A 23,090-nucleotide genomic window follows, 5' to 3' on the forward strand; every position below is an offset into this window, starting at 1 on the left:
TCTCATGCCCCAGGCCATGCAAGCCATCTTCGCCACAAGCCCCGGCGGCCCCGAAGTGCTGGTGCCCCGCGAGATTCCCGTACCCCGCCCCGGTCCGGGCGAGGTGCTCATCCGCGTCGCCGCCGCGGGGGTCAACCGCCCCGACCTGCGCCAGCGCCAGGGCGGCTATCCCCCGCCTCCCGGCGTAACCGAGGTGCTGGGGCTTGAGGTGGCAGGCGAGGTCGTCTCCTGCGGCGACGACGTGCTGTCTTTTGCCGAGGGCGACAAGGTTGTCGCGCTGGTCGCGGGCGGCGGCTACGCCGAATACTGCGTCGCGCCAGCCCCGCAGGTCCTGCCCTGGCCCTCCGGCCTTTCGGCGATCGAGGCGGCGGCCCTTCCCGAGACCTACTTCACCGTCTGGACCAATCTATTCCGCATCGGCCGCCTCGCCGAAGGCGAAACCGTCCTGATCCACGGCGGTGCCAGCGGCATCGGCACCACCGCCGTCCAGCTCGCCCGCGCCATGGGGGCCACCGTCTACGCCACCGCCGGCACCGACGAGAAATGCCAGGCCTGCCGCGATCTGGGCGCGACCGAGGCGATCAATTACCGCACGGCCCGGTTCGAGGATGAAATCGCCCGCCTCACCGACGGCGGCGGCGTCGATGTCATTCTCGACATGATCTGCGCCGATTATCTCGACCGCAACCTCGCCTCTCTCGCCGTCTCCGGGCGGCTGGTCATCATCGCGTTTCTCGGCGGCGGCAAGACCGAGATCGACATCGAGGGCATGATCCGCAGGCGCCAGACCCTCTGCGGCAGCACCCTGCGCCCGCAATTGCCGCAGGAAAAGGGCCTTATCGCCGCCGATCTGCTGGCCCGGGTCTGGCCCCTGCTGGAACAGGGCGCGGTAAAGCCGGTCATCAACTCCGTCCACCCGCTCGCCCGCGCCGCTGATGCCCATGCCGAGCTCGAAGCGGGCGGCCACGTCGGCAAGATCGTCCTCTCGGTGCGCGAATAGTCAGTCCTCGCGCGGCGGCCCGCTGGTGGCGCGCACCATGATCTCGGGCGGGATCAGCGCCGCCACGTCCACCGCCTCCTCCGAGGTGGTCAGTTGCACGATGGCGGCGGCCGCCCGCGCCCCGATCGTCCGTGCCGGGATGCGCACCGTGCTCAGCGACGGCTCGAACTCCTTCGAGCCCTTGAAATCCCCGATGCCCGTCACCGTCACCCGCCCCGGCACGGCGATCCCGGCCCGGTTCAGCGCATGCAGCGCGCCCCAGGCCAGCACGTCGTTGCCGCAGAGGATGGCGGTCGGCAACGCGCCCTCCGCAATCAGCGCCTCGACCGCGCTCTTCGCCGTCGCCACGCTGTATGGCGCCACCAACTGCCACGCCTCGGGGATACTGCACCCCGCCTCCGCCAGCGCATCCTTCACCCCTGCAAAGCGTAGCGAGGCCCGGTCGTTGCCTTCAACGGGCGGGAATATCGCCGCCACCTGCCTGTGGCCCAAAGCCGCTACGTGCCGCCCGATCAGGTACCCCGCCTGATAATTGTCCGACCCCACGCAGGGAAACGGCGCTTGCGGTGAAAAGCTCCACAGCAACAGCGTCGGCATCTCCTGCTGCGCCAGCAGGTCCAGCGTATCCCGAGTATGCTCGATCCCGATCAGCGCCACGCCATCCACCCGATGTTCCAGCATCTTGCGTGTCAACGCATACTCCCGGTCCAGGTTGAACCCGTGCGAGGCCAGCAGGATCGTGAAGCCCAGCTCCTCCACCGCCTCGGAAAAACTCTGGATCATCTCGGCAAATATCGCTTGGTCCACGGTGGGCACGATCAGCCCGATCGTGCCGCTGCGAATGCCGTGGATCGTCTGTGCCGCACGGTTGCGGATATAGCCCAACCGCCGCACCGCGGCATCTATCTTCTTGCGGGTCGTGGCCTTTACCAGGTCCGGGTGGTTGAAGCTGCGCGACACCGTCGAGGGCGACACGCGCGCCGCCTTGGCGACAGCAATGATATCGGTCTTTCTCTTATTTTTGTCAGACACTTGCGCGGCCCCACGCGGCCAAAAATGAAAACATTTGCAATATTGTTTTCATTGCATACCCTTCCAGGTCACTTACGACAAGCCAATGGGAGGATACGGCTTGGAGTTCCTGTTCTACTTCGGCGACGTGTTCACGCCGTTCAATTTCATGCTGCTTCTGATCGGCACGATCGGCGGGCTGATCCTGGGCGCCACGCCGGGCCTGTCGCCCACCATGGCCGTGGCCCTGCTCATTCCCTTCACGTTCAAGCTCGACGCCACGCAGGGCCTCATCCTGCTGGGCGCGGCCTATACCTCGACGGTCGCGGGCGGTGCGGTCAGCGCCATCCTGCTCAAGATCCCGGGCGCGCCGGCCAACATTGCCACAACGCTCGACGGGCACACCATGGCCAAGAACGGCCAGGGCGCCCGCGCCCTGCAACTGTCGTTCATCTCTTCGGCCATCGGCGGCGTCTTCGGGGTTCTGCTGCTGATATTCCTGACGCCGGTACTCGCCGAATGGGCGCTGGCCTTTGGCCCCTCGCACCTCTTCTGGCTGGCCATCCTCGGCGTCACCGTCATCGGCTCGCTCGATTCCAGCTCGGTGGTCAAGGGCCTCTTGTCGGGCTGCATCGGGCTCTGGCTCGCCACCATTGGCTTCGACGACGTGATGGGCGCCCAACGCTTCATCTTCCATTCCAGCGTCTCGGGCGGCATCAACATCATCCCCGCCCTCATCGGCCTCTTTGCCATCCCGCAGGTCATCACCATGTTCGCCAAGGGCCGGCATCAGCATGACGCCGAAGTCCTCAAGGTCGAGAAAAGCCCGATCATGGATTCGATCCGCGAGGTCTTCCGCCGCTCCCGCGCCTTGGGGATCGGCACGATGACGGGCTCCTTCATCGGCCTCATCCCTGGCGTCGGCGGCCAGATCGCCGGACTTGTGGCCTATGACCAAGCCCGCAAGACCAGCCGCGAGCAAAAGAAATTCGGCACCGGCCACAGCGAGGGCGTGATCGCCGCCGAAAGCGCCAACAACGCCATGGTCGGACCCTCTCTTGTCCCGCTGCTGACCCTCTCGATACCCGGCTCGCCCACCGCCGCCGTGCTGCTGGGCGGCCTGCTGATCCACGGGATCTTCCCGGGCAGCGACCTGTTCGAGAACTACCCCGATGTCGCCTGGACCTTCATCAACTCCATGCTGATCGGCCAGATCCTGATGTGCGTCTTCGGCCTCTACGTGGCCGGGCTGGCGGCGCGGGTGGCGCAGGTCCCCAACGCGGTCATGGCCGCCGTGGTGCTGGCGCTCGCCGTCTTCGGCAGCTACTCGGTGCAGAACTCAATGGGCGACGTCTACATCATGGCCGCCCTGGGCACCGGCATGTACTTTCTCGAGCGCTTCGGCTTTTCCGCAGCACCGCTGGTGCTGGGCCTCATCCTCGGCCCCATCGCCGAGGCGAATTTCGTGCAGGGCGCCATGATCGCCAACGCCACCTCCAGCATGGGCAGCTACTTCTTCACCGGCACGCTCAACCTCACGCTCATCGGCATCGTCGTGGCCTCCATCGCCTACTCGGTCTGGATGGAACTGCGCCAGCGCCGCTTCCTCAGCAAGGAAGACACCCTCGAACAACAGGAGCGGACCACGTGACCGACCGCCCCCGCACCCAGCACATCATCGCCAGCGGTCTGGTGGCCTTTGTCGGCATCTGGGTCGCCTGGCTCAGCTTCACCGGCGAACCCGCCCGCGCCTTTCTGTTTCCCCGCATCATCTCGGTCGTGTTCGTGGCTTTGGCCCTCTGGACCTTCGGCAAGGCGCTCCTGGGCAAGACCCGCGTCGGCCCCGGCCTCAGCGTCATCGCCATGCGCAACATCCTGCCCGGCATCCTCGTCCTGCTGGTCTATGTCTTCTGGGCCGCGCCCACGCTGGGCTTCTACACCGCGTCCACCATCGCGTTCTTCATCCTGCTGTCCCTCTACGATCCCGCCCCCCACGGCGAGCCAAGTACATGGGTCAAACGGGTGCTGATCACGGCCGGTTTCCTGGCCGTGATGTACGGTCTCTTCGCACTGCTGCTCGGGGTCTTCACCCCGCGAGAGATCCTTTTCTGAAAACCAAGAAGCGAAAGACAACTTTCCAAGGGAGGAACTACCGATGAAGAAACTGATTGCAGCCGCATCCATTGCGCTCATGGGCCTTGCCGGCTCTGCCAGCGCGCAGGACAACTACCCCGAACGCCCCGTCATGATGATGGTCAGCTACGGCGCCGGCGGCGCCACCGACTTTCAGGCGCGCATCGTCACCATGACGGCAGGCAACGAGGACGCGCTCGGCATGCCCATCGCCATCGTCAACAAACCCGGTGCCGGCGGCCGCGTCGGCTGGAACTGGCTCGCCACTCAGGTTCAGCCCGATGGCTACACTCTCGGCGCCTACAACGTGCCCCACTTCATCGCCCAGTCGATCGAGGGCGGCGTCGAATACAGCACCGACAGCTTCGAGCCCATCGCCAACTGGGGCGCCGACCCGGCGGTCTTCGTGGTAAGTGCCGACAGCCAGTTCAACTCGATGGAAGACGTGGTGAGCTACGCCAAGGAAAACCCCGGCGGACTCACCTTCTCGGGCGCCGGGCTGTTCGTCGGCCACCACATCGCCGCGCTTCAGCTTGAAAAGGCGGCAGGCGTGAAACTGGCCTACATCCCCAACAATGCCGGCGGCGCCGGTGCCATGAAAGCCGTCATCGCCGGCGACGTGCTGGGCGGGGTCAACAACCTCTCCGACGCGTTCCGCGCCGAAAAGGCCGGCAACGTCAAGATCCTCGGGGTCTTCGACAACGAGCGCAGCGATTTCCTGCCCGACGTGCCGACCATGAAAGAACAGGGCTATGACATCGACAACGCCTCGGTCAATTTCCGCGGCGTGATGGTGCCCAAGGGTACGCCCCAGCCGATCATCGACAAGCTGGCCGAGGTGGTCCCGACCATGTTCGAGAACAGCCGCGTCAAGGGCAAGATGGAAGCGGGCGGGTCGCCCATGCACGTCATGACCCGCGACGAGGTGATCGAGATGTGGGCCGCCCGCGAGGAAACTCTCAAGGAACTGCTCGCCGGTCTCTGAGCCCCAAATCACCGGGGCGCGCGCCCGATCCGCGCGCCCCTCACAAGAAAGGTCACCACCATGAACGCCGCCGATCCCATCGCCGAACTGGACGCCATCATCGCCCGCGCCCGCGCCGCCCAAGGCCGGTACGAGGCGGACGGCAGCCAGCAGCGCTACGACCGCGCCGCACAGGCCGTCGCATGGGCGATCATGGAACCGGGCCGCAACCGCGCACTGGCCGAACTGGCGGTCCGGACCACAGGCTTGGGCAACGTGCCCGACAAGATCACCAAGAACCACCGCAAGACGCTGGGCCTCATGCGCGACATCAAGGGCGTCACCACCTTCGGCGTGATCCGCGAAGACCCCGCCACCGGCATCACGGAAATCGCCCGCCCCAAGGGCGTCGTGGCCGCCATCGTGCCCTCGACCAACCCCGCCGCCACGCCCGCCAACAACATCATCAACGCGTTGAAATGCGGCAACGCCATCGTCGTGGCCCCCTCGCCCAAGGGCGTGCCCAGCTGCGAGAAACTGATCGAATTCATCCATGCCGAGTTCGCCAGGATCGGCGAGGACCCCGACCTCGTCAGCATGGTCCCCGCGCCCGGCTCCAAGGACAAGACGCAACGCCTGATGGAGACCTGCGACATGATCGTCGCCACCGGCAGCCAGAACAACGTCCACCGCGCCCAGACCTCCGGCACCCCCGCCGTCGCCGTGGGCGCGGGCAACGTCACCGTCATCGTGGATGAGACCGCCGACCTCGCCGCCGCCGCCGAGAAGATCCGCGCGTCGAAAACCTTCGACAACGCCACCTCCTGCTCGTCCGAGAATTCGATCGTCGTGGTCGAGGCCGTGCGCGACGCCTTCATCGCCGCCATGGCCCGCGCCGGCGGCGCCGTGGTCGAGGACGAGGCCGCCATTGTCGCCGCCCTCTGGCCCGACGGCCACCTCAACCGTTCCGTCATCGCGCAGGATGCCGACAAGATGATCGACGCGCTGGGGCTGACCGGCCAAGTCCCCGACGGCACCGAATACATCGCCGTGCCCACCACCGGCATCGGTCCCGACCATCCCCTGTCTGGCGAAAAGCTCAGCCGCGTCCTCGCGCTCTATTCAGCCAAGGATTTCGACGATGCCATCCGCATGACCCGCGACATCCAGCTATTCCAGGGCGCCGGCCATTCCGTCGGCCTGCACAGCACAAACGACACCCGCCCGATGACGCTCGCCCGCGCCATCCCCACCAGCCGCATCATCGTCAACCAGGCCCATACCTTCGCCACCGGCGGATCTTTCACCAACGGTATGCCCTTCTCACTCTCCATGGGCTGCGGCAGCTGGGGGGGAAATTCCATCGACGAGAACGTTCATTGGAAGCATTTCCTGCAATCCACCAAGATCGTGCACGAAATCCGCGCCAATGTGCCCGCGCTAGAGGATATCTTCGCCGACTACTGGGAGGCCGCCGGCCAATGAAGCTGCGCCGCGACACACCGCCCGAGGGCACCGTCCGCGACTGGCTCGCCGCCCGCGCCCACCGGGGCGGCACCGCCTTCGTCTTCCCCGAGGATTGCAGCCACCTCGACTGGCCCGCGCTACAGGACGCGGCACTTGCCTTCGCGCGCGCCCTCACCGCCCGCGGCGCGGGCAGAGGCGAAAGCGTGGCCATCGTCGCCCCCAACAGCCGCGAGGGGCTCGTCGCTCTCTACGGCGCGCTTGCGGGGGGCTTTCGCGCCACCATGATCAACCTCGCCGCGGGCCGGGATGCCATCGCCTACGCGCTGGAGCATTCCGAGGCCCGACACGCTTTCGTCCACGACGCCTGCGCCGAGCAATTCGCCGCCGCCAACACCACTCGTATCACCCCCGTGCCCCTCTCCGAGCGGGCCGAGGCCGACCTGCACCCGCTCACTCCGACGGACCACGCCCTCCTGATGTACACGTCCGGCACCACCGGCCGACCCAAGGGCGTGCTGCACACGCATGCCAGCCTGCTGGCCGGGGGCTGGACGACCACCATCGCGCACGATCTTTCCGAGGCCGATCGCGGTTTCTGCGTACTGCCCGTGTACCACATCAACGGCCTCTGCGTGACCGTCATGGGCAGCCTCGTGTCCGGCGGCTCGCTCGCCGTCACGTCGAAATTCTCCGCCTCCCGCTTCTGGGATCAGGCCGCAGACGCGCAGGTCACCTGGTTTTCCGCCGTGCCCACCATCATCTCCCACCTGCTGCACGGCACGGACGAACCCGGCCCCGAGGTCCGAACCCGCCTGCGCTTCGGTCGCTCCGCCTCCTCGGCGCTGGCGGTCGAGACGCAATCGGCCTTCGAAGCCCGCTTTTCCGTGCCCATCATCGAGACCATGGGCCTGACCGAGACCGCGGCCCAGATCCTGGCCAACCCCCTGCCACCGGCGACCCGAAAGATCGGCTCGTCTGGGATGGCCTATGGCTGCGAGGTCCAGATCCAGGACAGCACCGGCGCCGCGCTGCCACCCGAAACCGAGGGGGAAATCACCGTGTGCGGCCCCAACGTGATGCAGGGCTACCTCAAGAACGCGCAAGCCACCCGCGACACTTTCCGCGACGGCTGGCTGCGCACGGGCGACCTCGCCCGCATGGACGCCCACGGCTACGTCTTCGTGACCGGCCGCCTGAAGGAGCTCATCATCAAGGGCGGCGAGAATATCGCCCCCCGCGAGGTCGACGAGGCGCTCTACACCCATCCCGACGTGATTGAGGCCGCCGCTTTCGCGCGGCCCTGCACCACCTACGGCGAAACCGTCGAGGCGGCGGTGCGGGTCCGCGATGGCTCCGCTCTCAAAGGCGCCGACCTGATCGAGATCTGCCGCAACCGCCTCGGCGCGTTCAAGTCACCCGACGAGATCCACTTTCTCGACGAGTTGCCCAAGGGCCCCTCGGGCAAGATCCAGCGTCTGAAACTCGCCGACATCCTCGAACCCGCCGACCGCTGACACAGCCCTGCCCCGGCCCGACCCGGCTTTGAGCGATCCGGAAATACGCCCAAGGGAGGGATTCCCTTGTCGTGTGATGCGTTGTCTTTGCGCCTCATCGAAACTGATCTTCTTTACATTCCAATAATTTAAGCTGTCAGTTCGTTGAAAGATTGCGAGAACTGTCGGTTCGACCGTATAGCGTGCTCCGCGCAAGCGCGGCGACCAGGTCCGTTCTTGTGACAATGCCGATGATCCTGCCGTATTCGATGACAGGCACAGCATCCGTATCCCCGTCGGCCATCATCGGCAGCAACGCCCCGATGGGCGTATGTGACATCGCACGGGGACCGGCGACACTCATGATCTCCCCGGCCTTTGTCGGATTCTCGCGGTTTCGGTCAAGCAGCCGTCGCAGGGCGGCACCGTACCCTCGATCCAGGCGCAATGCATCCTGTCTTGCCTGGCTGATCAGATGAACCTGGAAGATGACCCCTAGAAATTTCGCATCCCTTTCGACGACAGGAAGGGACGTGAAACGGTGTTGCCGGAAAAGGTCCGCGACCTCGCTCAGCGATGTTTCAGGACAGACCGTGACAAGGTCGCGGGACATGATGTCCTGCGCCGTCATCGGACCGGAAAGATGTGCGGCGGCCTGAAGCTCCGCCGCTCCGATCAGGCGCGCCAGGTCCTCGACACCAAGGTTGAAGGACTGGCTGTAGCGTTCCAGGATCCCGGTCAATTCCTCTTTGGACAACCCGAGCCGTTCGGACGGGGTGCGGTCATCCGTTCCGTGCTTGCCGGGGTCGTCGAACTGGCGGAACGGATAGTGCCGCCCGGTCAGACGGGCATAGATGGCGGCAACGACGACGAGCGCGATCGTGCCTGCGCCAATTGGCGCAATCGCGAACCAGAAGCCCAGATGCGCAATGGCATCGGGCGACATGGCCGCGGTCATCGCGACCGCCCCGGCCGGAGGGTGGATCGCGCGACACAACATCATTGCCATAATGGCAAGACCGACCGCCAGACCGATCCGCAGGGCAGGATCTTCGACCAACAGGCAAACGGCCACAGCGACCAGTGCAGCAACCGTATTGCCGACGATCGCGGACCAGGGCTGCGCCAAAGGGCTGTTCGGGACCGCGAACAAAAGGACGGATGAGGCGCCGAATGGCGCGACAAGGTACAGACCCAGTTCCAGGTCGACATCGGGCGACAAAATGAAGAGCCCGGTCAACCCCAGACCGATGAGGGCGCCCAGCCCTGCACGAACGGCTTCAACGCCTGAAACACGCGCGACAGCAGGACCAAGGGATTTCAGAATGTGCAAAGACGCGCCTCCCGGCAAGATGTGCACAAACTTTCATCACTTGATCAAAGGTTCAACTGGTCAACGACACGCAGCCTGCCGTCCGACGCATCCTCTGCTTTTTGCGAGGCGAACGGAAACAGAGCACCTGACACGCCATCAAGCAGAGCAGGCTGTCCTGCGGATGGAGGCACACCCGAACCGATCGGACACCGTTTATACATCTATGGAAGCCGGGTCCGATCAACCTTCAAACGATCAAACCGATAAGGCGTCTTGAGCCGAGCTTGCAAAAGTACGGTTGGGCGTAGTCTCCAGCTACATCAGCGGGAACGGGTTTTGCCCCGAACCTCGTCCCGGGCTCGACCCGGGACCTCGCCCTGAACAAGCGGGCAGAGACCGGGGCGCGTCAGCCTGTGGGCAGGACCTGCAACCGCGCTGCCGCTCACACCCCGACATACCGCTCCGAAATATCCGGTGTCAGTTCCGCCATCGCGCCAGCCCAGACCGTCTTGCCCCGCTCCAGCAACACCGCGCGGTCCGCCACCTGCGCCAGTTCCCGCACCGACTTGTCGATGACCAGCAATGCCATCTCGGTCGCGTCCCGCAACTGTCCCAACGCCGCCCAGATTTCGGCCCGCACCAGCGGCGCCAGACCCTCCGTCGCCTCGTCGAGGATCATCAGCCTTGGGTTGGTCATCAAGGCGCGGCCAATCGCCAGCATCTGCTGCTCGCCCCCCGACAACGACGCCGCGACCTGCCCCGCCCGTTCGTCCAGCCGCGGGAACAGTTCCGCCACACGCGCCCGGTCCCAAGGGCCGGGCCGGGCCGCCGCCAACAGGTTCTCCGCCACCGTCAGGTCCCGGAAACACCGCCGCCCTTCGGGCACCAACCCGATCCCCAGCCGGGCCGCCCTGTGGCTGGGCAAGCGGTGCAAGTCTTGGCTATCGAACCGCAGCACGCCCCGACTGGGGATCATCCGGCAGATCGCCCGCACGGTGGTGGTCTTGCCCATCCCGTTGCGCCCCATCAGGGCCACGGCCTCGCCCGCGCCCACGTCCAGGTCCACGCCGAACAGTGCCTGGCTTGCGCCATAGCTTGCCTCCAGCCCCTCGACCCGCAACAGGCTCATACTTGCTCTCCCAGATACGCCTCGCGCACCGCCCGGTCCGCCCGGATCTCGGCCACCGTGCCCGTCGCAATGATCCGCCCGTAGACCAGCACGCTGATCCGATCCGCCAGGGCAAAGACCGCGTCCATGTCATGCTCGACCAGCAGGATCGGCGCCGTGCCGCGCAACTCGCTCAGGAAACCCGTCATCCGTTTCGAGCCTTCCGCGCCCAGCCCCGCCATCGGCTCGTCCATCACGAAGGCGCGGGGGCCAAGCGTCAGCGCCACCGCCACTTCCAGCTGCCGCCGCTGCCCGTGAGACAGGTCCGCACAGCGCACCGCCGCCACGTCCCCCAGCCCAACCTGCGCTAGCGCCGCTTCCGCCCGGTCCCGCAATTCCGCATCGCGCAGGGCCGCCCCGAAGAACCGCCAGGGCCGTGTCGCCGCGCCCAGCGCCCCCAACAGCGCGTTCTGCAACACCGTATCCTCCATCGCCAACTGCGAAACCTGGAAGGTCCGGCCCAGCCCGGCCCTGGCCCGCGCCGCCGCCTCCAGCCGGGTAACCTCCGCGCCCCCCAGCCACACCTGCCCCGCATCGGGGCGCATGAGCCCGCAGATCTGTTGGATCAAGGTCGACTTGCCTGCGCCGTTCGGACCGATCACCGCGTGGATTTCCCCCGCCCTCAGGTCCAGCGACACGTCCTCGCTCGCCGTCAGCGCACCGAACCGCTTCGTGATCCCCCGCGTCTCCAGTACCGGCTCAGTCATGCGCCACCGACCTTCCCGCCAAGAGCCCGACGAGGCCGCCCCGCGCGAACAGCACGATCACCAGCAGGATCACCCCCAGCCAGATCAGCCAGAACTCCGTCAGCCCGCCCAGCCAGTGCTCCAGCACCACAAAGACCGCCGCGCCCACGACCGGGCCAAACAGCCGCCCTACACCACCCAGAATGACAAGGATGATGATCTCGCCCGAGAACTGCCAGCTGAACATCGTCGGGCTGACGAACCGGTTGAGATCGGCAAAAAGCGCCCCCGCCAGCCCCGTGATCGCGCCCGAAATCACGAAGGCCACCAGCTTCAGCCGCACCGGGTTCAACCCGACCGTCTCCACCCGCACCGGCACCTGCCGCGCGGCATTGAGCGCAAGGCCGAAAGGCGACCGCATCAGCCGCGCGTTCAGCCACAGCACCGCGCAGAGGATCGCGAAACACAACCCGAAAAATTGGATCGGCACCAAAGTGTTCAGCCCCGGAAATCCGTTGCGCACATAGATCGACAACCCGTCCTCGCCGCCATAGGCGCTCCACGAGATCGCGAAGTAGAAAAACATCTGGCCGAAGGCCAGCGTGATCATGATGAAATAGACCCCGCTCGTGCGCAGGCTCAGCACCCCGATCACCAGCGCCGCCAGCGCAGAGGCCACGACGGCCACCAGCCAGATCACCGGCATGGACTTCGTACCTTCGATCAGCATCGGCCACTCGGCGACAGCGGTGTAGGTCTGCGCATGATGCGCCAGGATGCCCATCGCATAGCCGCCGATGCCAAAGAACACCGCATGGCCCAGGCTCACCAGCCCGCCCAGTCCCAGCGCGATGTTCAGCCCCACCGCGGCCAGCGCCAGGATCGCCACGCGCGTGGCCAGCGTGATCGTGAATGGCTCGTCGACCGCCAGCGCCCACAGCGGCACCGCAACCAGCCCCGCCAGAACCGCGAGGTTGATCAGGGCCTCCCGCCTCATGCCCCCGATCATGCCCTGGCTCCGAACAGGCCCGTGGGCCGCCAGACCAGCACCACGCTCATCAGGATGTAGATCGCCATCGACGCCAACGATGCCCCCACCTGCGTACCCGCCGCCGGCTCCATGAACAGCTTGAAGAACTCGGGCAGAAAGATCCCCCCCAGCGTGTCCGTCAGCCCCACCAGGATCGCACCCACGAAAGCGCCCTTGATCGAGCCTATCCCGCCGATCACGATCACCACGAAGGCAAGGATCAGCACCGGCTCGCCCATCCCCACCTGCACCGACTGGATCGCGCCCACCAGCGCCCCCGCCAGTCCCGCCAGCGCCGCGCCCAGTGCAAAGACCAGCGTGTACAGCTTCGAGATATCCACGCCCAACGCCGCGATCATTTCGCGGTCGTTCTCGCCCGCGCGGATCCGGATGCCCACCCGCGTCCGCTCGATCAGCAACCACAGGCCCACGGCGACCGCCAGCCCCACCCCGATCAGCGCCAGCCGGTACAGCGGATACTGGATCCCGCCGGGTAGCGTCACCGGCCCCGACAGCGCGTCGGGAATGTCCAGGTACAGCGGGAAAGAGCCAAAGAGGTACCGTGTGCCCTCGGAAAAGATCAGGATCAGCGCGAAAGTGGCCAGCACCTGGTCCAGGTGATCGGTCGCGTATAACCGCCGGATCACCGCCACCTCCACAACCGCGCCGACCGCCGCCGCCACGGCCAGCGCCGCGCCCAGCGCCAGCAGGAAACTCCCCGTCGCCGCCGCCACCGCCGCCGCGGCAAAGGCGCCGACCATGTACAGCGACCCGTGCGCGAGGTTGATGAGCCCCATCACCCCGAAGATCAGCGTCAGACCCGCGGCCATCAGAAACAGCATGACGCCGAACTGAAGCCCGTTCAGAACCTGTTCGATGATCAGAATGCTCGACATCCGCGCCGCTTTCCCCTGCCGCTATCCGCTCCCCGATGGCGCGGGGTTAAACCACGCCCGGCGCCCAAGGCCAAGCCCTGGCGGCGCGTCTCGAAGCCGGTGCGCTCCGCTGACGGTCCCCCCCGCCCCCAACGCCCGTGAACGGCCCGGCCAAAGGGGCGGGCATCCGCAGCCCACCGAGTCGCACCCCCACGGCTGCCCGGCTCAGAACCCCGTCGATTCTTTATTGATATCAGTGACTTGGCATTTAACCCGATTTTAAGCCCACGGCTCTAGCCTGCCACGAACCAGGCATGTGCAGTGTGAAGGGCCCCGCATGACAGAGACAGCCAATTCCGTCGACGACGCGTCGCTCGACCTCCCCGAACGATTGGATTTCGCCGCCTGCGAAACCTTGGCGGCAAGTTTTGCTGCCCGGCGCGGCGCCGCCCTGCACCTGCGGGCCGGCAAGGTCGGCTTCCTCGGGGCCCTCGCGGCCGAGATTCTTCTGCGCGCCCGTCTGGAATGGCAGGCCGACGGCACCGCCTTCGACCTGGCCGATCCGTCTCCCGATTTTCTCAGGGGGCTGGCCCTGCTCGGCATCCCCCGACACGCCCTGCTTCAAGAGGATTCCGCATGACCCGCATTCTGGCCGTCGACGATTCAAGAACCATGCGCAGCATGCTGCAACAGGCGCTGACCGGCGCCGGGTTCGAGGTCGAGCTTGCCGAGGACGGGGTCGACGGGCTCGAACGCCTGGAAGCCGCCGATCCCGACCTGATCATCACCGACATCAACATGCCGCGGCTCGACGGGTTCGGCTTCATCGACGGGGTGCGCAAGGGCGACAGGATCTCGTCCGTTCCGATCCTCGTGCTGACCACCGAAAGCGGTGACGCGCTCAAGCAGCGGGCGCGCGATGCCGGGGCCACCGGCTGGATCGTCAAGCCCTTCGACGAAGAGAAGCTCGTCCAGATCATCCAGCGTCTCGTGGTCTGAGGGAGGGCGCCGCACATGAACGATCTCAACCAGATGTTCTTCCAGGAATGCGACGACCTGCTGGAACAACTTTCCTCCGGCCTGAACGATCTCGAGGCCGGCACCGGTGACGCGGAAACCGTCAACAGCATGTTCCGCGCCGTGCACTCGATGAAGGGCGGCGCCGGCGCCTTCGGCCTCGATCAGATGGTCTCCTTCGCCCACGCCTTCGAGAACGTGCTCGACGATATCCGCAGCAACCGTCTCGTGGTGAGCGCCGATGTCGTGAACCTCCTCCTCACGGCCAGCGACCACCTCGCCGACCTGGTCGAGGCCGCCAGTCAGGCCGCAGAACTTCCGCCAGACCAGGGCGCCTCGATCCTCAGCGACCTCAAGCACGTCAGCAACGCCGCTAACGGCACCTCCGGCGATGCGGGGCAGGCTGTTGCAGAGGCCGAAGAGCCCGCTTTCCAACCGACCTTCCTCGCACTCGACGGCGACCTGCCCGCGCTCGACGAGATGGGCGCGCCCGAGGGTAACGGCACTGTCGAGATCCGGTTCAGAGCCTCGCCCCAGCTTTTCGCCAACGGCCATGACCCCGCGATCCTGTTCCGCAGCCTCGAAGCTCTCGGCACGCTCGAGGTCGCGGCCGACCTCTCCGCGCTCGCACCCCTGCGTGACGGCCCATGGTCCGACCCCGCGCTCAGCTGGACGCTGACCTTCACCGCCGACGATTCCGTCGACGAGGCCGCCATCCGCGAAGTCTTCGAATTCGTCGAAGGCCTGTGCGAGCTCGAGATTTCCGCCACCGCGACCGGCCCGGGCGGCCTGCCGCCTCTGCCCGCGCCTTCGGATATGGCGCCGCTTTCGGACGCCACCTCCGCCGATATGATCGCGGCGCCACCCGGCGACAATCTGTCCACGCCCGAACACCCCGCCGCCGCGGTGCCGGCGTCCGGTGCTCCCGCCCCCGCGTCACGGCCCGCAAGTTCGCGCACCAGCACGATCCGCGTCGATCTCCACCGTGTCGACCGCCTGATCAACCTCGTGGGCGAGCTTGTCATCGCCGAGGCGATGCTGCGCCAGTCGATGGACGAGATGCCCAGCTCCGCCAACAGCGGCGTGGACGAGGCCATGAGCCAGCTCAAGACGCTCTCGGGCGCGATCCAGGAAAGCGTCATGGCGATCCGCGCGCAACCCGTGCGCAGCCTCTTCCAGCGCATGTCGCGAATCGTCCGCGAGACAGCCCGAGAGGCCGGGAAATCCGCCCGTCTGGTCACGCTGGGCGACGCCACCGAGGTGGACAAGACCGTCACCGAACGGCTGGTCGAGCCGCTTACCCACATGATCCGCAACGCCATCGACCACGGGCTCGAAATACCCGAGGCGCGGCGCAGCGCCGGCAAGGACGAGCGCGGCACGGTCACGCTCGAGGCCAGCCACCGCTCTGGTCGCGTCGTCATTCTGATCAAGGATGACGGGGCCGGCATCAACCGCGAGAAAGTGCGCCAGATCGCGATCGAGAAGGGCCTGATCCGGCCCGAGGATGATCTCAGCGACAGCGATATCGACAACCTGCTCTTCCGTCCCGGCTTTTCCACCGCGGGCGAAATTTCCAACCTGTCGGGCCGCGGCGTCGGCATGGATGTCGTTCGCAACGAGATCCAGTCGCTGGGCGGGCGCGTCAGCCTGCAATCGGTGCCCGGCCGCGGCACCTCCGTCACGGTCTCCCTGCCGCTCACCCTCGCCGTGCTCGAGGGCATGGTGGTCAAGGTCGCCGACCAGTCGCTGATCGTGCCCACCCTGCCCCTGCGCGAAATGCTGCAACCGGGCCAGGCCAAGGTGCACACGCTCTGTGACGGCGACAACGTGCTGGCGCTCGACGGCGAGATGGTCCCGATCAAGGATCTTGGCGCCGCGCTCGGCTTCCGCTCCACCCCGATGTGCCTGGGCAAGCAGTCCCTGCTTCTGATCGAGGGTGATTCCGGCCACCGCTACGCCCTCGCCGTCGACGGTATCGCCGAGCAGCGCGAGGTCGTGATCAAGGGGCTGGAACAGAACTACCAGAAAATCCCGGGCATCGCCGCGGCCACGATCCTCGGGGACGGGAAAATCGCGCTCATTGTCGACACCGACCAGATGATCGCCCCCCCTGGCCAAGGCGGATGGGTCGACCGCGCCTGGCCAGACACCACAGGAGACGTTCATCATGCATGATACCCAGACCGAATCCCGCACCGTCAACCGGGTGGAGATCGTCTGCTTCACCGTCGAGGATCAGGATTTCAGCATCGAGATTTCCCACGTTCTCGAAATCCGCGGCTGGACAAGCACGACAACGCTGCCCCACGCTCCCGATTTCGTCGTCGGAATGATGAACCTGCGCGGCATCGTCCTGCCCGTGGTCGACCTGTCCCTGCGGCTGGGCTTCGGCAAGACCGAACCGGGCAAGCGCCATGTCATCATCATCGCCCAGATCGACGACAAGATCGTCGGCTTTCTGGTCGACGCCGTCTCCGACATCATCACCGTCGACGAGTCCGAGATGCAGGCGACCCCCGAAGTCTCCTCCTCGCGGACCCAGGCGTTCATCCGCGGCGTCCATTCGCTCGACGACAAGCTCGTGCGCGCGATCGACGTTCGCGAGGTGCTGCCGCAAGAGGCCCCGTTGAGCGCATGAATGACCAACCGCAATCCGCGGCCCCGCCCCTGATCAGCCCCGACGACTTCGCCATGGTCGCCGACCTTCTCAAGCGTATGACCGGCATCCATATCGGCGGCAACAAGCGGGCGATGGTGTCCGGACGCCTGGCCAAGCGGCTCAAGGCGCTGGGGATCGGCTCGGTCGACGCCTATTGCACCTGGCTGCAACAGCCCGGCAATGCCACCGAGCAGGATGCATTCATTTCCGCGCTGACCACCAACATGACCCGGTTCAACCGCGAGGATCACCATTTCACGCACCTCGCCGATCGCATCCTGCCCAATCTAGCCGCCGCCGCCCGCGCGGGCCGCCGCGTGCGGCTCTGGTCCGCCGCCTGCTCGACCGGCGAAGAAGCCTACGACCTGGCCTTTCGCACGCTTGATGCCTGCCCCGAGGCCGCCCGGCTCGACCTGCGCATCCTGGCCACCGACATCGACAAGGCAGCGCTCGAGATCGCCCGCGCCGGCGCCTACCCGGCCTCCAGCCTCACGGATCTGCCGGCCGGCTACGCCGAGCGGCATCTGGACCGCGGCGCAGGGCGAAACGGCATGGTGCGCGTGGCACAGGCGCCGCGCGACCTGATCACGTTCCGCTGCCTGAACCTCAACGGCGAATGGCCGTTCCACGGCGGCTTCGATGTCATCATGTGCCGCAACGTGACGATCTATTTCGACGACGACACGCAGGCCCGGCTGTGGCAGCGCCTCGCGGATCGGATCGCACCGGGCGGCGCGCTCTATGTCGGCCATTCCGAAATGCTGCCCGAACCCATCGCCCGGCGGTTCACCCAGCAGGAGCGTGGCGCCTTCTGCCTGCCCCGGGACGTTTCGCCAGATCCAGCGCACAGGCGCGCTGACGTTCCCCCCCTGAAAACCACCGGCGCCCGGCGTCCAGACAGCAACGGAGCCCTCGGATGAGCCTGAAAGAGAAACTGCATATCCTTGTCGTCGACGACATGTCCACCAGCCGCGGTCTTCTGACCCAGGCGCTCGACGAACTGGGGATCAAGAATTACCGCACCGAGGCTGACGGCCACACCGCCTGGAGCAGCCTTGCTTCCAAGCCCGTGCATCTCGTGATCTCCGATTTCAACATGCCCCGCATGGACGGCCTGCAACTGCTCGAGGCGATCCGTTCGCACCGGGCCATCGCCCGGACCGGGTTCATCCTGGTGACCGGCCGCGCCGACAGGGACATCATCGAGCGGGGCACCCGGCTGGGCATGAACAACTACCTCAAGAAGCCGTTCCAGACCGCGCAGCTCAAGGCCTGCATCGAAAAGGTCGTCGGCCGCCTCTGAGCCGCCGCCCCCCGTCAACCATCAGGAGCATTCCGTGACGCCTCGCCCCATCTCCCGCATTCTCGCCATTCTGGCCGAGGAAACCGACGATCTCGCGGGCATCGCGCAGCGTCTGGACACCCTGATTCCCGAACTGGTCATGCACCTGCCCGAGCATGCCACGGCGGATCTGCGCGACCTTCAGCGGGTCGATGCGCTCTGGCAGCATCTGCGCGACATCTCACGCGTGCTCGACACCGTGTCGGCCTCGGTCGAAACCGGCGCGCGGCTCGATCCCTCCGCGCTGCTCGACCAGGTCCGCCTCGATTATTTCCGGCACCGATTGCTGGATGATCCCGTGAAGCCCGATCTGGGTCGCGGCGACGGCCAGCCGATCCTGTTCTGACACCTCTGCGGCGCGCGGCGCGGCCACCTCTGAAAGGACCTTTCGCGATGCAACAAACGGCAACCGCTACCGACCACCCCACACCGCCCGGGGCCGAGGTCGACTATCCGCCTGAACAGCTTCTTGCCTCGGCAACCGATCCCCGCGGTGTGATCGGCTATGCCAACCAGGAATTCTGCCGGGTCGCGGGCATGCCGAAGGAGGATCTCGTCGGTGCGCCGCACAAGGTCGTGCGCCATCCCGACATGCCCCGCGGCCTTTTCCACCTGATGTGGGCCAGGCTTCATGCCAAGCTTCCGGTCTGCACATATGTCAAGAATTCCACAGCCGATGGCGGCTTCTACTGGGTCTTCGCGACCGTCACGCCGACGCGCGACGGGTACCTTTCGGTCCGGATCAAGCCGCGCTCGGACTTTTTCGACCTGACACGCGACATCTACACCGCCATGCTCGCAGAAGAGGCCGGCGGCATGCCCCCGGACAAAAGCGCCGATTGGATGCTGGGGCGGCTGGCCGAGCAGGGGTACCCCGATTTCGACGCCTACAGCCTTGCCGCGCTCGACGCCGAGTTCAACAGGCGCGAGGATATCGACCAGGCCGCGGAATCCGACCTGAGGAAGATCGCCCAGCTGACAGAGCTGATGAACGAGTCCGATCTACTGGTCCAGAGGATCATCGAGATATTTCAGCAGGTGCGCGGCGAACCGATCAACCTGCGCATCCTCAGCAGCCGGTTGGAGGGCGCGGGGGTCGCGATCGGCACCATCTCCAAGAACTACGAGACGATGTCGTCGGACATGTACCAGATGATCGAGCGTCTGCGCTGCGACGAGACGGGCCTCTTGGTGCGCATGCGCGGCGCCCTTGTCCGCGCCCAAAGCCTGTCTCAGATCGCCGGACTGATGGACCTGACCGCCCGCCAGTCGGCCGTGAAATACGACGCGGCAAACCGCAATCTCGGCGGGCGCGAGATCCTGCATGCCCAATCCGCGTCACTCACCGAGATCAGCCGCGCCGCCGTTTCCGAGGTTGCCAGCCTGGGCAAGCTTGTCCCGGATGTCTGCCGCCAGCTGCGCCGCCGGATCAACGGCCTCGACCTCGTCAAGCTGCTCTGCCGTGTCGAAAGCGGCCGGATGAGCGACGTGGACACCGGCCTTGTCGGCATCATCCACCGTCTCGAGGAGGCCCATCAACAGACCGACCGACACCTTGCCGCGCTCTCCGCCACCGCGTTCCAGATCGACGCCACGTCCAATGCGCTCTGATCTGACGGGGGTTCAGAGGATCTTAAATCTTATCGCCGATCATGCCGGCTGACCTTGACCAAATCCAACCTTCGGAGGGACCCATGAAGAAGACGCTTACCACCCTTGCCGCGACGATTCTCGTCGCCACCGGCGCCCAGGCGGCCGGCGAATATGACGGTGCATTGACCGATCTTGCCAACAGCACCATTGCCGCCTGGGTCGCCGATCCGGTTGTCCTCGGCGCCGTCCGCGCCCAGAACGTCTCGACCGCCAGCCTGACCGAGCACGAGATCATCGCGCTCGACGCCACCTGGCGGCAACAGACCGTCTCGGGCGGTGATCTGGTCGACACCGTGCTGTCGAACACGCTGTCGGCCCACCTCAAGGATATCCACATGCAGGGCGCCGGGCGCTATACCGAGATTTTCGTCACCGACATCCGCGGGCTCAATGTCGGCCAGAGCGGCATCACCTCGGACTATTGGCAGGGGGACGAGGCCAAGTGGCAGGTCCCGCACGAGACGTCAAGCATCCATATCGGCGATATCGAATTCGACGAATCCACCCAGTCCTACCAAAGCCAGGTCAGCGTTCCGATCATGGATGACGGCAGTTTCGTCGGCGTGATCACCGTCGGCGTCAACGTCGAAATGCTTGCCTCCGCAAACTGACAATTCCACCCTAGGGGAGTCCGTGATGACCACGACCGCACCAACCACCGACACCGGTACCGGCCGGATTACCGCCGCCCTGTCGGCGCTCAGCATCCGTTCGAAGCTTGCGGTTGCCGTCGCCCTGGGCTTCCTTCTCACCTTCAGCGTCTGTTTCGCACTGCTCAGCGTCAACCTCAGATCCATGAGCCAGGCAAAACAGGTCGAACACCAGGCCGACTTCGCCGAAATGCTCTCGAGCCAGATGCGCGGACCGATGCAGTTCAAGGACGGAAACCGACTGACCGAAATCTACCAGCCTGCCACCGAAAAGGATCCGTCGCTGGTCGCCGTCGATATTCTGCACGTTTCGGGCGAGCACCTGTCGGCCTACAACGCGCGCGCCACCCCGCAGGCGCAATTGCCCCATGTCTTGCAGGACGCGATCGACACCAAGCGTTTGGCCCAGGTTCAGAATGGCCATATCGACATCGTCGCCGTACCGATCCTGGCCAAGGACGGCGAGACGGTTCTGGGCGCAGCCGGTTTTGCCTGGGACAACGGCATTTTCCTTGCCGCCCAGCAGATGCAGATCCTGCGCGTGCTGGGCATCAGCTCTGTCGTGGCCATCGGCGGACTGGTTGCGATCGTTCTTGCGATCTCGCATCTGGTGACCGGGCCGATCAAGGCGCTCAGCCGCGCCATGCAGGCCGTCTCCGACCATGATTACACGACCGCCATACCGGGCGCCCGGCGCGGCGACGAGATCGGCACGATGGCGCAGGGCCTGGAAGGGTTCCGCGACACGCTGCTGCGCGACCAGACCGAGGCCCGTGAGCGGCAGAAGCTGACGTTGATGCGGCAAAACCTGCTGCACCAGCTTGGCGAGCGCATGTCGCGTCTTTCTGCCGGTCAGACCGATTGCATGATCCAGACGGCGGAGTTCGAAGGGCTCGATTCCGACCACATCGAGATCTGCGACAATTTCAACGACGTCGTCTCGAACCTGCGCAGCATGCTGTCGACCATCGTCTCCACCGCCGACAGCGTGCGCACCAGCTCTCAGGAAATCTCCGAGGTGGCCGAGGAACAGTCCAAGCGCTCCGAGGCGCAGGCCGCAACACTCGAGGAATCCGCCGCCGCCATCGAGGAACTCAATACCAGCGTGCAGACGACCGCCACCCTGGCGATGGACGCCAACGAGCGGATCGCCGACAACAAGACGCGCGCCGCCACCGGCGGCGCGGTCGTCGACCGCACGGTCAAGGCCATGCGCGATATCGAGGAATCCTCCCAACAGATCACCGCTATCATCGGCGTGATCGATGACATCGCGTTCCAGACCAACCTTCTGGCCCTGAACGCCGGCGTCGAGGCCGCGCGCGCCGGGGATTCCGGCCGCGGCTTTGCCGTGGTCGCCTCCGAAGTGCGCGCCCTTGCGCAACGGGCCTCGGATTCCGCAAACGAAATCAAGGAACTCATCATGCGCTCAAGCGAGCATGTCACCGAAGGCAGCGAACTTGCCAACCAGGCTGGCGCGGCGCTCAGCGACATCATCGACGGCGTCAACCACGTCTCCGACCTGGTGTCGCGCATCGCCAGCGGCTCCAGCGAACAGGCGACCAATCTTGCCGAGATCAAGGACAGCGTCACCGAACTCGACAAGGTGACCCAGCAGAACGCCGCCGTGATCGAGGAATCCTCGGCCGCCAGCCGCAGTCTCAGCCACGAGGCGCAACGCATGTCCGACATCCTGCGCCAGTTCAACCTTGACGAGTTGCGCGATACGTCCACCGCCAGCGCCGGACCGGGTGACATGGCACCCCGCAAGACCGGCTGGGAAGGTGAACTCGCCCGGACCGATCCGCACGCGGCCGCCCCGGCCCGGCCGGGCATACCGGCCAAGGCACCCGCGCCCGCCGTCAGTGCCGTCGCGGTGAACGGCGCGGAAGACTGGCATGAATTCTGATCGAACCCCCGCCCCACCGCGGCGCCAGGAGGCAGAATGACACGTCCCGACAGCCGCGGCGGAGCGCAGCCGGTCCGGGCCGGCCTGCGCGGTCAGGCCCCCGGCCCGGTCGAAGGAGCCGTCTTCATTCCGCTGTTTCAGGGCGAAACTCGGATCTCGTCCCGGCGCGACGAGGTCATGACCACGATTCTCGGCTCGTGTATCGCCACCTGCATGTGGGACGCGGTGACCGGTGTGGGCGGCATGAACCACTTCCTGTTGCCAGGCGGGAACAGCGATCGCGGCGACAACATGCGCTATGGCGTGAATGCCATGGAACTGCTGATCAACGGCCTTCTGAAAAAGGGCGCGGACCGCCGTCGCCTCGAGGTCAAGCTTTTCGGCGGCGCCAAGATGTTCGACGGCGGCTCCGAGATCGGGGCCAAGAATGCCAGCTTCGCCAAATGGTACATGGAAAACGAAGGCTTCAGCGTGACGGGCAGTTGCCTCGGCGGCACGAGGGGCCGCAAGATCAGGTTCTGGCCCGTCTCGGGTCGGGTCCAGCAATGCTTCATGTCGAGCATGACGGATCCCGCCCTGCCCGTTCCTGCGCGACCGCAGCGGGACGACACCGCGTCGCAGGGTGATATTCAACTTTTCTGATTATCGGCCCGATTTCGCAATCGTGCCTGGAGGATCAGCTATGGCGCTCCACCGGTTTCCGCAGTCTGACTTC

General features: G+C 65.9%; 23 protein-coding genes. 17 read left to right on the forward strand and 6 right to left on the reverse strand.

Annotated elements, in window-relative coordinates:
- Positions 1 to 4 precede the first annotated feature (4 nt).
- Complete coding sequence (locus RBB31_RS04330; RefSeq protein WP_306128031.1) at positions 5 to 1,000, forward strand: NAD(P)H-quinone oxidoreductase; 996 nt, start codon at positions 5 to 7, stop codon at positions 998 to 1,000.
- Here RBB31_RS04330 and RBB31_RS04335 read toward each other — a convergent pair whose 3' ends face one another.
- Positions 1,001 to 2,032: a LacI family DNA-binding transcriptional regulator gene (locus RBB31_RS04335; protein ID WP_306128032.1), complete on the reverse strand. Its 1,032-nt coding sequence runs from the start codon at positions 2,030 to 2,032 to the stop codon at positions 1,001 to 1,003.
- 100 nt (positions 2,033 to 2,132) lie between these two features.
- On the opposite strand from RBB31_RS04335, the gene RBB31_RS04340 reads away from it, so the two are divergent.
- From RBB31_RS04340 to RBB31_RS04360, 5 genes are read left to right on the forward strand one after another with little or no spacing between them, the layout of a single operon-like run.
- The gene (locus tag RBB31_RS04340) at positions 2,133 to 3,662 is read left to right on the forward strand and encodes a tripartite tricarboxylate transporter permease (protein WP_306128264.1); all 1,530 of its coding nucleotides are present in this window, start codon (positions 2,133 to 2,135) and stop codon (positions 3,660 to 3,662) included.
- A complete protein-coding gene (locus RBB31_RS04345; protein WP_306128033.1) occupies positions 3,659 to 4,123 on the forward strand; it encodes a tripartite tricarboxylate transporter TctB family protein in 465 nt (154 codons plus the stop codon). The genes RBB31_RS04340 and RBB31_RS04345 overlap by 4 nt, the downstream gene beginning before the upstream one ends.
- A 43-nt stretch (positions 4,124 to 4,166) precedes the next feature.
- Positions 4,167 to 5,129, forward strand: coding sequence for a tripartite tricarboxylate transporter substrate binding protein (locus tag RBB31_RS04350; protein ID WP_306128034.1), 963 nt, complete (start codon positions 4,167 to 4,169; stop codon positions 5,127 to 5,129).
- A gap of 27 nt (positions 5,130 to 5,156) precedes the next feature.
- Complete coding sequence (locus RBB31_RS04355) at positions 5,157 to 6,593, forward strand: aldehyde dehydrogenase family protein (RefSeq protein ID WP_306128265.1); 1,437 nt, start codon at positions 5,157 to 5,159, stop codon at positions 6,591 to 6,593.
- The gene (locus tag RBB31_RS04360; RefSeq protein WP_306128035.1) at positions 6,590 to 8,089 is read left to right on the forward strand and encodes an AMP-binding protein; all 1,500 of its coding nucleotides are present in this window, start codon (positions 6,590 to 6,592) and stop codon (positions 8,087 to 8,089) included. The genes RBB31_RS04355 and RBB31_RS04360 overlap by 4 nt, the downstream gene beginning before the upstream one ends.
- A gap of 136 nt (positions 8,090 to 8,225) precedes the next feature.
- Here the strand turns inward: RBB31_RS04360 and RBB31_RS04365 are convergent, their stop codons facing one another.
- The 5 genes from RBB31_RS04365 to RBB31_RS04385 form a co-directional block, all read right to left on the reverse strand.
- Complete coding sequence (locus tag RBB31_RS04365) at positions 8,226 to 9,401, reverse strand: HPP family protein (RefSeq protein WP_306128036.1); 1,176 nt, start codon at positions 9,399 to 9,401, stop codon at positions 8,226 to 8,228.
- Between the two features lie 424 nt (positions 9,402 to 9,825).
- Complete coding sequence (locus RBB31_RS04370) at positions 9,826 to 10,512, reverse strand: ABC transporter ATP-binding protein (protein ID WP_306128037.1); 687 nt, start codon at positions 10,510 to 10,512, stop codon at positions 9,826 to 9,828.
- Positions 10,509 to 11,258, reverse strand: coding sequence for an ABC transporter ATP-binding protein (locus RBB31_RS04375; RefSeq protein WP_306128039.1), 750 nt, complete (start codon positions 11,256 to 11,258; stop codon positions 10,509 to 10,511). The genes RBB31_RS04370 and RBB31_RS04375 overlap by 4 nt, the downstream gene beginning before the upstream one ends.
- On the reverse strand, positions 11,251 to 12,234 hold the full coding sequence (locus RBB31_RS04380; RefSeq protein ID WP_306128266.1) for a branched-chain amino acid ABC transporter permease: 984 nt from the start codon (positions 12,232 to 12,234) through the stop codon (positions 11,251 to 11,253). Before RBB31_RS04380 ends, RBB31_RS04375 begins: the two co-directional genes overlap by 8 nt.
- An 8-nt stretch (positions 12,235 to 12,242) precedes the next feature.
- Positions 12,243 to 13,163, reverse strand: coding sequence for a branched-chain amino acid ABC transporter permease (locus tag RBB31_RS04385; protein ID WP_306128040.1), 921 nt, complete (start codon positions 13,161 to 13,163; stop codon positions 12,243 to 12,245).
- Between the two features lie 316 nt (positions 13,164 to 13,479).
- Here RBB31_RS04385 and RBB31_RS04390 point away from each other — a divergent pair, with 316 nt between their 5' ends.
- The 11 genes from RBB31_RS04390 (at position 13,480) to RBB31_RS04440 (ending at position 23,017) form a co-directional block, all read left to right on the forward strand.
- On the forward strand, positions 13,480 to 13,782 hold the full coding sequence (locus RBB31_RS04390) for an STAS domain-containing protein (RefSeq protein ID WP_306128041.1): 303 nt from the start codon (positions 13,480 to 13,482) through the stop codon (positions 13,780 to 13,782).
- Positions 13,779 to 14,141, forward strand: coding sequence for a response regulator (locus RBB31_RS04395; RefSeq protein ID WP_306128042.1), 363 nt, complete (start codon positions 13,779 to 13,781; stop codon positions 14,139 to 14,141). Before RBB31_RS04390 ends, RBB31_RS04395 begins: the two co-directional genes overlap by 4 nt.
- A gap of 15 nt (positions 14,142 to 14,156) precedes the next feature.
- Positions 14,157 to 16,337, forward strand: a complete 2,181-nt coding sequence (locus RBB31_RS04400; RefSeq protein WP_306128043.1) for a chemotaxis protein CheA — start codon at positions 14,157 to 14,159, stop codon at positions 16,335 to 16,337.
- Positions 16,330 to 16,800, forward strand: coding sequence for a chemotaxis protein CheW (locus RBB31_RS04405; protein ID WP_306128044.1), 471 nt, complete (start codon positions 16,330 to 16,332; stop codon positions 16,798 to 16,800). The genes RBB31_RS04400 and RBB31_RS04405 overlap by 8 nt, the downstream gene beginning before the upstream one ends.
- Entirely contained in the window at positions 16,797 to 17,741 is a 945-nt protein-coding gene (locus tag RBB31_RS04410; protein WP_306128045.1) for a protein-glutamate O-methyltransferase CheR, read from the forward strand. Before RBB31_RS04405 ends, RBB31_RS04410 begins: the two co-directional genes overlap by 4 nt.
- Positions 17,738 to 18,124, forward strand: coding sequence for a response regulator (locus RBB31_RS04415; protein ID WP_306128046.1), 387 nt, complete (start codon positions 17,738 to 17,740; stop codon positions 18,122 to 18,124). Before RBB31_RS04410 ends, RBB31_RS04415 begins: the two co-directional genes overlap by 4 nt.
- 34 nt (positions 18,125 to 18,158) lie before the next feature.
- Complete coding sequence (locus RBB31_RS04420; protein ID WP_306128047.1) at positions 18,159 to 18,509, forward strand: hypothetical protein; 351 nt, start codon at positions 18,159 to 18,161, stop codon at positions 18,507 to 18,509.
- A 47-nt stretch (positions 18,510 to 18,556) separates the two neighbouring features.
- Complete coding sequence (locus RBB31_RS04425; RefSeq protein ID WP_306128048.1) at positions 18,557 to 19,774, forward strand: PAS domain-containing protein; 1,218 nt, start codon at positions 18,557 to 18,559, stop codon at positions 19,772 to 19,774.
- Between the two features lie 83 nt (positions 19,775 to 19,857).
- Positions 19,858 to 20,427 (forward strand): PDC sensor domain-containing protein, encoded by a 570-nt coding sequence (locus tag RBB31_RS04430; RefSeq protein ID WP_306128049.1) that lies wholly within the window; start codon positions 19,858 to 19,860, stop codon positions 20,425 to 20,427.
- Between the two features lie 25 nt (positions 20,428 to 20,452).
- The gene (locus RBB31_RS04435; protein ID WP_306128050.1) at positions 20,453 to 22,375 is read left to right on the forward strand and encodes a methyl-accepting chemotaxis protein; all 1,923 of its coding nucleotides are present in this window, start codon (positions 20,453 to 20,455) and stop codon (positions 22,373 to 22,375) included.
- A 36-nt stretch (positions 22,376 to 22,411) separates the two neighbouring features.
- Complete coding sequence (locus RBB31_RS04440) at positions 22,412 to 23,017, forward strand: chemotaxis protein CheD (RefSeq protein ID WP_306128051.1); 606 nt, start codon at positions 22,412 to 22,414, stop codon at positions 23,015 to 23,017.
- The last annotated feature ends 73 nt before the right edge of the window (positions 23,018 to 23,090 follow it).

This window comes from Roseovarius sp. MMSF_3350 (assembly GCF_030733425.1).
In the GTDB taxonomy this organism is placed as follows: Bacteria; Pseudomonadota; Alphaproteobacteria; order Rhodobacterales; family Rhodobacteraceae; genus Roseovarius.

Excerpts from the sequence above, each read along its gene's own strand:
- RBB31_RS04390 (WP_306128041.1), top strand. The coding sequence starts at position 13,480 with ATGACAGAGACAGCCAATTCCGTCGACGACGCGTCGCTCGACCTCCCC.
- RBB31_RS04360 (WP_306128035.1), top strand. The coding sequence starts at position 6,590 with ATGAAGCTGCGCCGCGACACACCGCCCGAGGGCACCGTCCGCGACTGG.
- RBB31_RS04415 (WP_306128046.1), top strand. The coding sequence starts at position 17,738 with ATGAGCCTGAAAGAGAAACTGCATATCCTTGTCGTCGACGACATGTCC.
- RBB31_RS04425 (WP_306128048.1), top strand. The coding sequence starts at position 18,557 with ATGCAACAAACGGCAACCGCTACCGACCACCCCACACCGCCCGGGGCC.
- RBB31_RS04440 (WP_306128051.1), top strand. The coding sequence starts at position 22,412 with ATGACACGTCCCGACAGCCGCGGCGGAGCGCAGCCGGTCCGGGCCGGC.
- RBB31_RS04385 (WP_306128040.1), bottom strand. The coding sequence starts at position 13,163 with ATGTCGAGCATTCTGATCATCGAACAGGTTCTGAACGGGCTTCAGTTC.
- RBB31_RS04375 (WP_306128039.1), bottom strand. The coding sequence starts at position 11,258 with ATGACTGAGCCGGTACTGGAGACGCGGGGGATCACGAAGCGGTTCGGT.
- RBB31_RS04370 (WP_306128037.1), bottom strand. The coding sequence starts at position 10,512 with ATGAGCCTGTTGCGGGTCGAGGGGCTGGAGGCAAGCTATGGCGCAAGC.
- RBB31_RS04395 (WP_306128042.1), top strand. The coding sequence starts at position 13,779 with ATGACCCGCATTCTGGCCGTCGACGATTCAAGAACCATGCGCAGCATG.
- RBB31_RS04410 (WP_306128045.1), top strand. The coding sequence starts at position 16,797 with ATGAATGACCAACCGCAATCCGCGGCCCCGCCCCTGATCAGCCCCGAC.
- RBB31_RS04400 (WP_306128043.1), top strand. The coding sequence starts at position 14,157 with ATGAACGATCTCAACCAGATGTTCTTCCAGGAATGCGACGACCTGCTG.
- RBB31_RS04330 (WP_306128031.1), top strand. The coding sequence starts at position 5 with ATGCCCCAGGCCATGCAAGCCATCTTCGCCACAAGCCCCGGCGGCCCC.
- RBB31_RS04350 (WP_306128034.1), top strand. The coding sequence starts at position 4,167 with ATGAAGAAACTGATTGCAGCCGCATCCATTGCGCTCATGGGCCTTGCC.
- RBB31_RS04405 (WP_306128044.1), top strand. The coding sequence starts at position 16,330 with ATGCATGATACCCAGACCGAATCCCGCACCGTCAACCGGGTGGAGATC.
- RBB31_RS04430 (WP_306128049.1), top strand. The coding sequence starts at position 19,858 with ATGAAGAAGACGCTTACCACCCTTGCCGCGACGATTCTCGTCGCCACC.
- RBB31_RS04380 (WP_306128266.1), bottom strand. The coding sequence starts at position 12,234 with ATGAGGCGGGAGGCCCTGATCAACCTCGCGGTTCTGGCGGGGCTGGTT.
- RBB31_RS04435 (WP_306128050.1), top strand. The coding sequence starts at position 20,453 with ATGACCACGACCGCACCAACCACCGACACCGGTACCGGCCGGATTACC.